Source organism: Streptomyces sp. NPDC012769, assembly GCF_042901205.1.
GTDB lineage: Bacteria > Actinomycetota > Actinomycetes > Streptomycetales > Streptomycetaceae > Streptomyces.
The window spans coordinates 1,296,081-1,308,535 of sequence record NZ_JBIBCP010000001.1 but is presented as its reverse complement, the minus strand read 5'-3'; the positions used below and the strand labels follow the sequence as shown (position 1 = coordinate 1,308,535).

At 74.7% G+C, this 12,455-nt stretch carries 12 protein-coding genes; 7 read left to right on the top strand and 5 right to left on the bottom strand.

The genetic code is table 11. From position 1 onward, the window contains the following. Positions 1 to 56: 56 nt before the first annotated feature. Both ACFY7C_RS05875 and ACFY7C_RS05870 read right to left on the bottom strand, forming a co-directional pair. Positions 57 to 701, bottom strand: coding sequence for a dihydrofolate reductase family protein (locus tag ACFY7C_RS05875; RefSeq protein WP_389644302.1), 645 nt, complete (start codon positions 699 to 701; stop codon positions 57 to 59). Between the two features lie 83 nt (positions 702 to 784). After that, positions 785 to 1,432: a DNA alkylation repair protein gene (locus tag ACFY7C_RS05870; RefSeq protein WP_389645988.1), complete on the bottom strand. Its 648-nt coding sequence runs from the start codon at positions 1,430 to 1,432 to the stop codon at positions 785 to 787. 225 nt (positions 1,433 to 1,657) lie between these two features. Here ACFY7C_RS05870 and ACFY7C_RS05865 point away from each other — a divergent pair, with 225 nt between their 5' ends. Beyond that, positions 1,658 to 2,254, top strand: coding sequence for a class I SAM-dependent methyltransferase (locus tag ACFY7C_RS05865; protein ID WP_389644299.1), 597 nt, complete (start codon positions 1,658 to 1,660; stop codon positions 2,252 to 2,254). 10 nt (positions 2,255 to 2,264) lie between these two features. On the opposite strand, the gene ACFY7C_RS05860 is transcribed toward ACFY7C_RS05865, so the two are convergent. Next, a complete protein-coding gene (locus ACFY7C_RS05860) occupies positions 2,265 to 3,155 on the bottom strand; it encodes a hypothetical protein (RefSeq protein ID WP_389644296.1) in 891 nt (296 codons plus the stop codon). Positions 3,156 to 3,420: 265 nt separating this feature from the next. Then, positions 3,421 to 4,476 (bottom strand): biotin/lipoate A/B protein ligase family protein, encoded by a 1,056-nt coding sequence (locus ACFY7C_RS05855; RefSeq protein ID WP_389644293.1) that lies wholly within the window; start codon positions 4,474 to 4,476, stop codon positions 3,421 to 3,423. Positions 4,477 to 4,617: 141 nt separating this feature from the next. On the opposite strand from ACFY7C_RS05855, the gene ACFY7C_RS05850 reads away from it, so the two are divergent. The 3 genes from ACFY7C_RS05850 to ACFY7C_RS05840 all read left to right on the top strand — a co-directional run bounded on the left by ACFY7C_RS05850 (position 4,618) and on the right by ACFY7C_RS05840 (position 7,528). After that, complete coding sequence (locus ACFY7C_RS05850) at positions 4,618 to 5,469, top strand: inositol monophosphatase family protein (RefSeq protein ID WP_389644290.1); 852 nt, start codon at positions 4,618 to 4,620, stop codon at positions 5,467 to 5,469. Between the two features lie 72 nt (positions 5,470 to 5,541). Beyond that, positions 5,542 to 6,966, top strand: a complete 1,425-nt coding sequence (locus tag ACFY7C_RS05845; protein WP_389644288.1) for a phytoene desaturase family protein — start codon at positions 5,542 to 5,544, stop codon at positions 6,964 to 6,966. Between the two features lie 37 nt (positions 6,967 to 7,003). After that, a complete protein-coding gene (locus tag ACFY7C_RS05840) occupies positions 7,004 to 7,528 on the top strand; it encodes an O-acetyl-ADP-ribose deacetylase (protein ID WP_389644285.1) in 525 nt (174 codons plus the stop codon). Positions 7,529 to 7,570: 42 nt separating this feature from the next. Here ACFY7C_RS05840 and ACFY7C_RS05835 read toward each other — a convergent pair whose 3' ends face one another. Continuing rightward, the gene (locus ACFY7C_RS05835) at positions 7,571 to 8,326 is read right to left on the bottom strand and encodes an IclR family transcriptional regulator (RefSeq protein ID WP_389644281.1); all 756 of its coding nucleotides are present in this window, start codon (positions 8,324 to 8,326) and stop codon (positions 7,571 to 7,573) included. A gap of 149 nt (positions 8,327 to 8,475) precedes the next feature. Here ACFY7C_RS05835 and ACFY7C_RS05830 point away from each other — a divergent pair, with 149 nt between their 5' ends. The 3 genes from ACFY7C_RS05830 (at position 8,476) to ACFY7C_RS05820 (ending at position 12,291) form a co-directional block, all read left to right on the top strand. Further along, a complete protein-coding gene (locus tag ACFY7C_RS05830) occupies positions 8,476 to 9,693 on the top strand; it encodes a LuxR C-terminal-related transcriptional regulator (RefSeq protein WP_389644278.1) in 1,218 nt (405 codons plus the stop codon). A gap of 586 nt (positions 9,694 to 10,279) precedes the next feature. Beyond that, positions 10,280 to 11,767, top strand: coding sequence for a DNA-3-methyladenine glycosylase 2 family protein (locus ACFY7C_RS05825; RefSeq protein WP_389644275.1), 1,488 nt, complete (start codon positions 10,280 to 10,282; stop codon positions 11,765 to 11,767). A gap of 14 nt (positions 11,768 to 11,781) precedes the next feature. Beyond that, entirely contained in the window at positions 11,782 to 12,291 is a 510-nt protein-coding gene (locus tag ACFY7C_RS05820; protein WP_389644272.1) for a methylated-DNA--[protein]-cysteine S-methyltransferase, read from the top strand. Positions 12,292 to 12,455: the final 164 nt, after the last annotated feature.

The following is a 12,455-nucleotide window of genomic DNA, read 5'->3' as shown; positions in this document are numbered from 1 at the left end:
AACGGGTGCGCCGACCGTGGCCGGCGCACCCGTTCACGCGGCGCGTCCTCGCGGAGTCACCTCCTCCAGAACAGGTGGTGCGTCATCCCGCTCGCGCTGGGCACGACCTCCAGACGGAACCGGTCGAGCAGCTCGTCGGGGGACTCCCAGAGCCGCAGCCCCGACCCGAGCTTCACCGGCGCGACCGCCACGTGCAGCGTGTCGACGAGGTCGGCGTCGAGGAACTCCCGGATGGTCGTCACCCCGCCACCGAGCCGGACGTCCTTGCCCCGCGCCGCCTCCCGCGCCCGCTCCAGGACCGTGGCCGGGTCGGCGTCCACGAAATGGAACGTCGTGTCGGAGAGCGTGAAGGAGGGACGCGGGTAGTGGGTCATGACGAACACCGGAGTACGGAACGGGGGCTCGTCCCCCCACCAGCCCCGCCACTCGTCGTCCTGCCAGGGCCCGCGCTGCGGGCCGAACTTGTTGCGCCCCATGATCTCGGCGCCGATGTTCCGCGCGAAGTCTCGAGTGAAGTAGTCGTCGAGCCCCCGGCTGCCCCCGGGGTCCGTGCGCATGGGCCAGCTCGCCGTGGCACCGGCCCACGAGAACAGCCGCTCGGGATCGACATGACCGAACGGCCGCTCGAAGCTCTGGTCCTCCCCGGCGGCGATGCCGTCACTCGAGACGGTGAAATTCTGGACTCTCAGCAGCTGTGTCATGAGTTCCTCCGGAGCTGTCGACTGCGAAGGGCAGACTCCCCGGCCCGGCGGAACTCATCGCGCCTCCCCACGGCGCACGGACGTCAGCCGGCCGCAGCCGCCCGGCGCACCATCTCGGCGATCCAGACCGGGGCGAACGGAGACGTGCAGCCCGGGGAGGTGGGGTAGTCCTTCAGCACCTCCAGGCGCTCCCCGATGCCGACGGCACGGGCGCGCAGCCCGGCGTGCTCGATGCCGATCCGGGCCAGACAGGTGTTCATCGCCCACTGCAGACGCTCCGGGGCGTCCTTCATCTCCGCCTCGATGACATCGAGCAGGCCCCCGAGGTCGAGGCCCTCGGGCCTCTTCACCACGCGGTCGGCGGTCAGCGCCCAGCCGGCGCTCGCCACCACCGGATCGGGGTCGGCCGACCAGGCGAGCCGCAGCTCCTCCGCGTGCGGGCTCTTCTTCACCACGTGGTTCACGAGCCAGTCGAGCACCTTGGGTGCTCGTGCCTCGCGCACCATGGCGTCCAGCTCGTCCCGCTCGAAGGCCTTCGGGCGGCAGATCAGCAGGGCCAGCAGACGGGCCGCGGTGTCACTCGTGTCCCAGAGCCGGCGCGCCAGCTCCTGCTGCGTCTTCAGCCGCTTGGCCAGCGCGCGCAGCCTGCCGAGGTTCACCCCGTGATCGTCGCCGTGCCGCTCGTTCACCGCGCGCGCCTTCGGGTCCTCGAGCGCGGCCAGCTCGGCCATCACCTCGGCCAACGCCGTCTCGGCCACCTCGGCCTCCTGCCCCTCACGTACGGGATGACCGACCCAGCGTACGACGGGGCGCCGATCGATCTTTACCGGCCCGACGTCATGGCATAGCCTGCCCCGACGGGGTCGGCCACAGCAGGTCACATGATCGCGGCGCGGCGGATCACGACACCACGGTTCAGAAGACCAGGGTCAGGGCACAACAGAAGGCGGTCGTCGATGTCCGGCACGGAATCCTCCGACTACACCCAGCGGCTCGCGCGGCTGGAGAGCTCGGGGATCAAGCGGCTGCTGCCCACGCAGGCCCCGTACCGCTGGAATCTGAAGCGGCTGGCCCTCGGCCGCGTGCTCGACGTCGGCTGCGGCATCGGCCGCAACCTGCTGAACTGCGGTCCCAACAGCGTCGGCGTCGACCACAACGCGACCTCCGTCGCCACCTGCCGTGAGCGCGGTCTCACCGCCTACACCCCCGACGAGCTCGCCGAGGCCCCCGACTGCGGCCCGGGCTCCTTCGACAGCCTGCTCTGCGCGCACGTCCTGGAGCACATGGACGAGGCGCTGGGGAACTCCATCCTGGAGCAGTACCTGCCGCTGGTGAAGCCCGGCGGCTCGGTCGTGCTGATCTGCCCGCAGGAGGCCGGCTACAAGACGGACGCCACCCACGTGCGGTTCGTCGACTTCGACGGCCTGCGCGCCCACGCCACGAAGGTCGGCCTGACGGTGGAGCGCACCTACTCGTTCCCGTTCGCCCGGGCGGTGGGCAAGGCCTTCCCGTACAACGAGTTCATCCTGGTCGCCCGCACCCCGGCCGCCTGACCTCACCGGATCAGGGCAGGGGCGCCGGCCCCCACCCCGGCACGTGTGCCGCCACGGAACGCTCCCAGGCGGCCACGCCTCCGGCGAGCGGCCACGCCCGGGTGATCCACGGGGTCCGCTCGATCGCCCGCAGGGCGTCGGCGAGCCGGCGGCTCGCCATGGCGGCCTTCGTCCCGGCCAGCGGATCGTCGTCTGCCGGCGCTGCCGCCCGGTACTCATACTCCTCGATCGGCCGGGCGGAGCACGCCGCCACATAGGCGGCGTCGACGGCCCGGGAAACCAGCAGCACGGCAGGCCGGCCGCCCTCCGCCAGGGCCGCGACGAGCCGGTCGTGCCCGTCGAGCACCACCGGCGAGTTCAGTCCGCTGACCCACCACAGCAGCACGGGCGGCAGCACGCCCTCCCGGTACTGCCGGCGGTACGCCTTCACCCGGGCCGCGTCCGGGGCGGACAGCGCCCGCAGCGGCAGCAGATCGCGGGCGTCCTCGTCCGGATCGCCGTACCCGAACCAGGTGAGGTGACCCCGGTCGGGATCGTGCGCCGGCAGCTTGGCCCAGTTGCGGTCCACGAACCAGCCCGGAGTCATCGCGCCCAGATTCCAGTCGCCCTCGTGCAGCGGCCCCTCGGCCGCCCCGCGCAGCTCCGCCGCCGCGTGGGCGGCCCACCGCTCGGTCCAGGCGTCCGACCCCGCCGGGGCGAACGCGGCGACGGCCCTGGCCGTGTCGGCGCGCCCGGGCGCCAGCGGCGAGCGGTACTCCCCGGTCCGCGCGTAGTGCACCCCGCGGTGAGTGGCGCGCTGCCGCGCGAACAGCACGGGCCGCCCGCCCTGCACCAGCACCAGCCGCCCGCCGTCCGCGCACTCCATCCGCAGCCCCGGCCGCACCGGGTGATCGATCCGCATGGAGGGAGCCTAGGCCGTGTCTTTTGGATCAGGCCGGATCAGGGAGCGGCGTCTGGTGCGTGCGATCGCAAGGCGGAGGAGGGAGTCCATGCGGTGGGGGCACCTCCCGGGCGGAGCCTGGGGGACATCGGCGACCGACGACAACGCGGCGAGCGTGCGTGCGCATGGGGGCACCTCCCAGGCGAAGCTCTGGGGGAGTCGCGAGCCCGGCAAGATCCGAAAGACACGGCCTGCGGGGCGGCCCCACGGCTCCTCGCGGTCACCGCTACGGCACCCGCGCGGTCCACTCACGGGCCTTGAACTTGGACTCCGCCAGCTCCTTCGCCCGCGCCAGCTCCTCCTCCGTGACCCGGCCCTCCGTCAGGCCGTACCGGTCGCGGAAGGAGGCGATCATGCGGTCGATGACGGCCTCGCGCGGCAGACCGGTCTGGCGGCGCAGCGGGTCCACCCTCTTCCTGGCGCTCCCGGTGCCCTTGTCGGACAGCTTCTCGCGGCCGATGCGCAGCACCTCCGTCATCTTGTCGGCGTCGATGTCGTACGCCATCGTCACGTGGTGCAGCACCGCGCCCTCGCCCGCGACCACGCGCTTCTGGGCGGCGCCCGCGATCTTCCCCGCGTCCGTGGCGATGTCGTTCAGCGGCTGGTACCAGGCCTTGATCCCCATGTCGCCGAGCGCGCCGAGCACCCAGTCGTCGAGATACGCGTAGCTGTCGGTGAAGGAGAGGCCCTTCACCAGGGCGTCGGGGACCGAGAGCGAGTACGTGATGGTGTTGCCCGGCTCGATGAACATGGCGCCGCCGCCGCTGATCCGGCGGACCACCTCGATGCCGTGCCGCTCCGCCGCCTCCGGGTCCACCTCGTTGCGCAGGGACTGGAAGCTGCCGATGACGACGGCGGGGGCGCCCCACTCCCAGACCCGCAGCGTCGGCGGGCGGCGCCCGGCCGCCACCTCCGCCGTGAGGACCTCGTCGAGCGCCATGTGCAGGGCGGGCGGCCGCGGCGGCTCGTGGATCAGCTGCCAGTCGTAGTCCGTCCAGTCCGTGGCGTGCGCGAGCGCCCGGCGGACCGCGACGCCGACGCCCTCCGTGGTCAGACCGAACATCTCCGTGCCGGGTGGCAGCGCCTGGTCGATCCGGGCCGCCAGACCGGCGGCGTCGGTGTCGGCGGGAGCGCCCTCCAGGGCACGGTCGATCGCCAGGATCGCCTCGTCCGGCTCCAGGAAGAAGTCGCCCGCGACCCGGACCCGGCGCAGCACGCCGTCCTCCACGTCGAGGTCGACGACGACCAGCTTGCCGCCCGGGACCTTGTACTCGCCGTGCACGGACCCTCCCTGGGGGTACAAGGGGTGGAACACAGGGTGAACTCGATCAAAGGGTACGCGCGGGCCGGGGGTCGTCCGCCGGTTGTCCACAGGTCGCCGCAAGGCCGCCGGAATGTCAGTCGGGTGTGCTTGGCTGGTCACATGAGCGGACACACCGACGTCACCGACTTCCTCGACCACGTCCTCGCCGGCGGCACCACCGAGGTGGAGGAGGCGGTCCGCAAGGCCGCCGCCGCCGAGATCATGCCGCGCTTCCGCCAGCTCGGCGCCGACGAGATCGTCGAGAAGAACGGGCCGCACGACCTCGTCACCGTCGCCGACCGGGCCGCCGAGGCCCACCTCACCAGCTCCCTCACCGCCCTCCTGCCCGGCTCCGTGGTCGTCGGCGAGGAGGCCGTGCACGCCGACCCCTCGGTCTACGAGGCCATCAAGGGCGACGCGCCGGTGTGGATCGTCGACCCGGTCGACGGCACCCGCCAGTTCGTCCGCGGCGAGGCCGGCTTCTGCACGCTCGTCGCCCTCGCCCGCCGCGGCGAGGTCCTCGCCTCGTGGACCTACGCCCCCGCACTGGAGGAGCTCGCCGTCGCCGTGCGCGGCCGCGGCGCCACGCTCAACGGAGCGGCGATACGGTCCGGGGCGCCCGCTCCCGGAGCGGTCCTGGAGGTCGCCACCTCCCACCCCGACTACACCACCCCGGACCAGAAGCGCGCCCTGCTCGGACTGCGCACCGAGGGCGTCAGCCCCCGCCCCTGCGGCTCCGCCGGCCTGGAATACCTGGCCGTCGCCCGCGGCCGGCTCGATGGCGTCGCCTTCAGCTGGGAGTACGCGTGGGACCACGCCGCCGGACTGCTCCTGGTCACCGAGGCGGGCGGCGCCGACCTGACCCTCACCGGCGAGCCCTTCCGCATCACCGGTGGCAACACCCTGCCGTTCACCGCGGCCCGTGACGCCGCGACGGCCGCCAGGATCCGGTCACTGCTCGGGGGCCGCTAAGTGCCGTACGGGGCCGGGAATATGCTGGGAGACCCCTGGCCCCTGGCCATCGGCTGACGAAGGAGTCCGAAGGTGCCGTCGATGCTCGATGCCGTCGTCGTGGGGGCGGGACCCAACGGACTGACCGCCGCCGTGGAGCTCGCCCGACGCGGCTTCTCCGTCGCCGTGTTCGAGGCGAAGTCCACCGTCGGCGGCGGTGCCCGCACCGAGGAACTGACACTGCCCGGCTTCCGGCACGACCCCTGCTCCGCCGTGCACCCGCTGGGCGTCGGCTCGCCCGTCTTCCGGACCATGCCGCTGGACCGCCACGGCCTGGAGTGGCTGCACCCGGAACTGCCCATGGCCCACCCCTGGGACGACGGCACCGCCGCCGTCCTCTCCCGCTCCGTCGCCGAGACCGCCGCCTCCCTCGGACCGCGTGACGCCGGCACGTACCGACGCCTCGTCGAGCCGTTCCTGCCCCGGTGGGAAACCCTCCTCCGGGACTTCATGCAGCTGCCGCTCACCGCGCTGCCCCGCGACCCGGTCACCCTCGCCCGCTTCGGCCTCACCGGACTCCCGCCGTCCACCTGGCTGATGCGCCGCTTCCGCGACGAGAAGGCGCAGGCCCTGTTCTCCGGGCTCGTCGGCCATGTCATCGCCCCGCTCGGCGGCCTCGCCACCGGCGCCGTCGGCCTGGTCTTCGCACTCGCCGCCCACGCCGCCGGCTGGCCGCTGCCCCGGGGCGGTTCCCAGTCGATCTCCGACGCCCTCACCGCGTATCTGAAGGAGCTCGGCGGCGCCGTCCACACCGACTTCGAGGTCAAGCGCCTCGACGATCTGCCGCCCGCCCGCGCCTACGTCTTCGACACCTCGCCCACCGCCCTCGCCCGGATCGCCGGACTCGGTGCCTTCTACGACGGCTACCGCTACGGCGCCAGCGCCTTCAAGATCGACTACGCCCTGTCGGGCCCCGTGCCCTGGACCGCCGAGGCCGCCCGCCGGGCCGGCACCGTCCAGATCGGCCCCACCCGGGGCGAGATCGACATCGCCCTGCGACAGGCCTCCTCCGGCACCGCCCCCGACACCCCGTTCCTCATCACCGCCCAGCCCAGCCTCGTCGACCCCGGCCGGGCCCCCGAGGGCAAACACGTCTTCTGGGCCTACGGCCATGTCCCCAACGGCTGGCGCGGCGACCTCACCGAGGCGATCGAGCGTCAGATCGAGCGCTTCGCGCCCGGCTTCCGCGACCTCGTCCTCGCCCGCGCCACCGCCGGCCCGCCCGAACTCGCCGCCCGCAACGCCAACTACGTCGGCGGCGACATCGCCTGCGGCGCCGCCCGCGGCCTCCAGCTGCTCCTGCGCCCGAAGCTCTCCCTCTTCCCCTACGCCACCCCGCACCCGGCGGTCTTCCTCTGCTCCTCCGCCACCCCGCCGGGCCCCGGCGTCCACGGCATGTCCGGCCACAACGCGGCCAAGGCCGTCTGGCGGCGGCTGCGCACCCCGGGAGTGCAATAGCGGTGCGGGCCCCCAGCCGCGGCGGGAGGATGAGGGCATGACCACCACCCGACCCGAGATCGTCCTCGTCCACGGCGACATCACCGCGCAGGACACCGACGTCATCGTCAACGCCGCCAACTCCTCCCTCCTCGGCGGCGGCGGAGTCGACGGGGCGATCCACCGCAAGGGCGGCCCCGCCATCCTGGACGCGTGCCGAAAGCTCCGCGCCGGCCACTACGGCCGTGGACTGCCCACCGGCCAGGCCGTCGCCACCACCGCCGGGAACCTCGCCGCCCGCTGGGTCGTCCACACCGTCGGCCCGGTCCACAGCCGCGAGGAGGACCGCTCCGCGCTGCTCGCCTCCTGCTACCGCGAGTCCCTGCGCGTGGCCGCCGAACTGGGTGCCGAGACGGTCGCCTTCCCCGCCATCTCCACCGGCGTCTACGGCTGGCCCATGGACGACGGGGCCCGCGTCGCGATCCGCACCGTCCGGGAGGCGGCCGCCGCCCCCGTGCGGGAGGTGCGGTTCGTGCTCTTCGACCGGGCCGCGTACGAGACCTTCGAAGCCGCCCTGGGCTGAGGGTACGGGCCAGGTGGTCCCGCCCGGCCCTTCCGCCGAGGCTCACACCGAGGCGAGGGACATCCCGCGCTCCCGGCCCGCTCCCTGGAGCCCGGCCGTGACGGCCGAGGCCGCCGAGACGGTCGCGGCGACGACCGGGCCCAGGCTCCCGCCGGCGGGAGCCAGTGCGGCGACACCGGCCACGACCCGGCCCCCGGGCCCCCGCACCGGCAGCGCGACACAGTCGACACCCGCCGCCGACCCCGCCCGCGCAGAGCCCGCCACACCGACCGCCCGCGTCCCCCGGTCCACGAACGGCCCGTGGTCCCGGCTCTCCAGCGCCCGGCCCATCGCCGTACCGAGCGGGAAGGTCATCCCCTCCCGGAGCGCCACGGCCCCCTCCGCCCGTCCGGGTACGGTCGCGACGGCGAGCGCGCGGCCGCCGTGGGGCACCGCGAGCACCACACCGGCCCCCGTGGCGGCCCGCAGCCGGTGCAGCGGGAGCCGGGCCGCGTCCCTCAGTCCGGGATACGGCTGCCAGGACTCGCCCAGCCGGAACAGCTGAGGCCCCAGCACATAGCGGCTGCCGCGCCGTTCGACCGCGCCCAGCGGCCCCAGTTGGTCCAGCAGGCGGTGCGCGGTCGCCTTGGGCACCCCGCACGCCACGGCGAGCTCCGTCAGACCGGCCTCCCCGCCCCGCCGCCGCAGCGCGTCCAGCAAGGCGAACGCCCCCTCCAGGACGCCTCTCCCCGGCCCCTCCGTTCCCGTCTTCGTCCCCGTCTTCGTCCCCGTCATCGTCTTGGTGTCCGTTTCGGCCATGCAGCGCAGTGTGCGGACGGCGCCACCGGCGGCGGTATCCCAGGAATCTGGGGAAGGACGGGTCGTTTATCAGACGTTCAGCGCTCCGGAGGACGCTGGGGCGAGAGCCCCGGACAGAACGGGACGGGGCGGGAACATCGGGGGGCCGCATGGACCGTCTCGTCACCGACGGGCGAAGAGACAACGCCCGTGGCCGGGGGCTCGGCCACGGGCGCGGCCACGAGCGGGGCCACGGGCGCGGTCACGAGCGGGCCTTCGGGGGCGGGCGGAAGCCCGAAGGCGGCCCCGTCGCCGTACTGGAGGCCGCCGCCGCGGCCCTCGCCGACCTCGTCCCGTACGAGCTCTGGGCCGGAGTGCTCCTCGATCCGGTCACCCTCCTCAACGTCGGCGGCTGCTACGAGCACGGTGTCAGCGCCCCGTGGATGCCCCGGCTGCTGGACATCGAGTACCGCGAGGGGGACGCCCTCCTCATGCCCGCCCTGGCCCGGCAGCCGTGTCCGGTGGGCACCCTGACCACGGCCCTCGACGGCAGGCTGGACCGGAGCGCCCGCTACCGGGACATCTACCGCCCGCTCGGTCTCGGCGACGAGATGCGGGTGCTGCTGCGCGACGCCGGCCGGGTGTGGGGCGCCCTGGTGCTCGTGCGCTCCGCGGACCGGCCGCCGTTCTCCGCCGCCGAGACGGCCGCCGCCGCCCGGCTCTCCGGCCCGCTCGGGCGCGCCCTCCGCGACTCCCTGACCGAACGGCCCACCGCCCCCGGCCTCGACGTCCGCGCCCTGGTGGTGCTCGACTCCCGGTACGAGACCGTCACCGAGTCCGCCACGGCCGCCGCCTGGTGCGCCGAACTCGCCGAGACGCCCGCGCGCGGCACGGGCCTGCCGGCCGCCGCGTACGGTGTCGCCGCCGCGGCCCTGAGCAGTCCGACGGGCGGCAGCCGTGTGTGCGTCCCGACCCGTTCCGGCGGCTGGGCCGCCATCGAGGGCTGGCGCCTGGAGACGGGGGACGGCGCCCAGGTGGCCCTGTCGCTGGGGCCGGCGTCGCCGCCGGACCGGGTCGCCGCCCTGATGGAGGCCTACGCGCTCAGTCCCCGGGAGTGCCAGGTCCTCGCCCAGGTCGTCAGCGGCGCGCCCACGAACGAGATCGCCGCCCGGCTGGCGCTCTCCCCCTTCACCGTCCAGGACCACCTCAAGTCGGTCTTCGCCAAGACCGGAGTCCGCTCGCGCCGCGAGCTGGTGAGCCAGGTCTTCTTCTCGCACTACCTCCCGGACCTGCCGCTCACGGGAACCGGCCCTGGGCCGGCCGCGGGGGAGAGCGCGACGGCCGCCGCCGGGACGGCCCGGGCGAGCGGCCCGGGCCGGTACGCCTGACGCCCCGCCCCGCCCCGCCACGCCGCGGCGAGGCCGTCGAGCGAGCGGGGACGCGCCGGGTCAGGCGCGCGGCCCGCGAGACAGCTGGGCGGAGGCGTGAGGTCGACCGACGGGTGGACGAGGACGGGCGGACGAGGTGACCCGGCTGGGGGCGGGTGAGGGCGGGCCCCCGACCACGCGAGCTGACCGGCCGGCCCGCGCGGCCGAACGGCCGGGGGCGAGGCCGACCGGTGGCCTCGGGCGGTCGGCGCGGCGGAGCGCCGGGCGAGGCAGAGGCGGGGCGAACCGAGAGGAGCGGCATGCCTGACGGCACGCGCTGCCGCGGCGATCGGCCTGCTGTAGCAGGCCGGGGTGCCGGTCGGTGGGCGAGGCCGTACGGGGCCACGGCCCGCCTGACGGCGACGGTCCGGCCAGGGCGACGGCCCGCCCCACGCCCGGTCCGCGATCCGGGCCGCACCGCGTCCGCCGCCTCCCCCCGCTCACGGGCCCGGGCCGCCCCGCCCGCCTTACCCGCCCCACCCGCCTCGCGAAGGTCGATGTCGTTTTCTCGCCAGCCCGCCCCCCGGCGAGCCGCCATCCTTGAGGCATGCACACCGACACCGAGCGCTGCGTGCGGGCCGTCCGATCCAAGGACGCCCGCTTCGACGGCGTGTTCTTCACCGCCGTCCGCACCACCCGGATCTACTGCCGCCCCAGCTGCCCGGTCGTGCCGCCCAAGCCCGAGAACATGGAGTTCCACCCCACCGCCGCCTCCTGCCAGCGGGCCGGCTTCCGTGCCTGCAAGCGCTGCCGGCCCGACACCAGCCCCGGCTCGCCGCACTGGAACGCGCGGGCCGACGCCGTCGCCCGCGCCATGCGGCTCATCCAGGACGGCGTCGTGGACCGGGAGGGCGTCCCGGGCCTCGCCGCCCGGCTCGGCTACTCCACCCGCCAGATCGAGCGCCAGCTCCTGGCCGAAGTCGGCGCCGGACCGCTCGCCCTCGCCCGCGCCCAGCGCGCCCAGACCGCCCGGCTGCTCATCGAGACCACCCCCATGCCCATGGCCGAGATCGCCTTCGCGGCCGGTTTCGCCTCCATCCGCACCTTCAACGACACCGTCCGCGAGGTCTTCGCCCTCACCCCCGGCGAACTGCGCGCCCGCGCCGCCGGGCCGCGCGGTGCGGCACCGGTGTCGCCCGCACCGCCGCCCGGCGCGATCACCCTGCGGCTGCCGTTCCGCGCGCCCCTCAACCCCTCCAACCTCTTCGGCCACCTCGCCGCCACCGCCGTCCCCGGTGTGGAGGAGTGGCGCGACGGCTCCTACCGGCGCACCCTGAGCCTCCCGTACGGGCACGGGATCGTCGTCCTCACCCCCCGCCCCGACCACGTGCTGTGCCGGCTGTCCCTCACCGACCCGCGCGACCTCACCCACGCCATCAGCCGCTGCCGCCGGCTGCTCGACCTGGACGCCGACCCCGTGGCCGTCGACGAGCAGCTGCGCACCGACCCGCTGCTCGCGCCGCTGGTCGACGCCGCGCCCGGACGGCGGGTGCCGCGCACCGTCGACGCCGCCGAGTTCGCCGTACGGGCGGTGCTCGGCCAGCAGGTGTCCACGGCCGCCGCCCGCACCCACGCGGCCCGCCTGGTCACCGCGCACGGCGTCCCCGTCGAGGACCCGGAGGGCGGCCTCACCCACCTCTTCCCGACCATGGACGCGCTCGCCGGCCTCGACCCGGAGGCCCTCGCCCTGCCCCGCAGCCGCCGCACGACCCTGCTCACCCTGGTCGGCGCGCTCGCCGACGGAAGCCTGGCGCTCGGACCGGAGAGCGACTGGACCGAGGCCCGCGCCCGGCTCCTCGCCCTGCCCGGATTCGGCCCCTGGACCACCGAGGTCATCGCCATGCGGGCACTCGGCGACCCCGACGCCTTCCTGCCCGGCGACCTCGGCGTCCGCCGCGCCGCCCAGGGCCTCGGCCTGCCCGCCACCCCCGCCGCCCTCACCGCACGCGCCGCGCACTGGCGGCCCTGGCGGGCCTACGCGGTCCAGTACCTCTGGGCCACCGAAACCCACCCGATCAACCACCTCCCCGCGTAAGGAAGTCGAGCCCCGTGCCCACCGTCCAGCACACGGTCGTGGACAGCCCCTACGACGCGCTGACCCTCGTCGCCGTCGACGGCGTCCTCAGCCGCATCCACATGACCGACCAGCGCCACCGCCCGCCCGAGGAGACCTTCGGCGAGCGCGACCCGCGCCCCTTCGCCGAGGCCGTGCGCCAGCTCGACGCCTACTTCGCCGGCGAACTCACCGAATTCGAGCTGCCGTTGAAGCTCATCGGCACCCCGTTCCAGCTGCGGGTCTGGGAGCAGCTGCGGCTCATCCCGTACGGGGAGACCCGGACGTACGGCGAACTCGCCGAGGCCCTCGGCAACCCCGGCGCCTCACGCGCGGTCGGCCTCGCCAACGGCAAGAACCCGGTCAGCATCGTCGTCCCCTGCCACCGCGTGATCGGCACGAGCGGCAGCCTCACCGGCTACGGCGGCGGCCTGGACCGCAAGAAGCGCCTGCTCGCCTTCGAGTCGGGCTCCCCGGTCGGCCCGGCACCCGACGCCCTGTTCTAGAAGGCCCTGGCGAAAGCCCTAGGTCGTGTCCGGAAAGTAGCGCCGTCTGCCCGCAGGGCAGGGCCCGCGGCGTCTGGTGCGTGCGATCGCAAGGCGGAGGGTCGCCCTCGTACTGAGCGTACTTGGGTGATCCCGACAACGCAGCGAGCGTGCGTGCCAGGGGT

Coding starts and splice junctions, on each gene's coding strand:
- ACFY7C_RS05865 (WP_389644299.1), top strand. CDS start 1,658: ATGTCCGGCACGGAATCCTCCGACTACACCCAGCGGCTCGCGCGGCTG.
- ACFY7C_RS05850 (WP_389644290.1), top strand. CDS start 4,618: ATGAGCGGACACACCGACGTCACCGACTTCCTCGACCACGTCCTCGCC.
- ACFY7C_RS05835 (WP_389644281.1), bottom strand. CDS start 8,326: ATGGCCGAAACGGACACCAAGACGATGACGGGGACGAAGACGGGGACG.
- ACFY7C_RS05875 (WP_389644302.1), bottom strand. CDS start 701: ATGACACAGCTGCTGAGAGTCCAGAATTTCACCGTCTCGAGTGACGGC.
- ACFY7C_RS05870 (WP_389645988.1), bottom strand. CDS start 1,432: ATGGCCGAGCTGGCCGCGCTCGAGGACCCGAAGGCGCGCGCGGTGAAC.
- ACFY7C_RS05830 (WP_389644278.1), top strand. CDS start 8,476: ATGGACCGTCTCGTCACCGACGGGCGAAGAGACAACGCCCGTGGCCGG.
- ACFY7C_RS05840 (WP_389644285.1), top strand. CDS start 7,004: ATGACCACCACCCGACCCGAGATCGTCCTCGTCCACGGCGACATCACC.
- ACFY7C_RS05860 (WP_389644296.1), bottom strand. CDS start 3,155: ATGCGGATCGATCACCCGGTGCGGCCGGGGCTGCGGATGGAGTGCGCG.
- ACFY7C_RS05825 (WP_389644275.1), top strand. CDS start 10,280: ATGCACACCGACACCGAGCGCTGCGTGCGGGCCGTCCGATCCAAGGAC.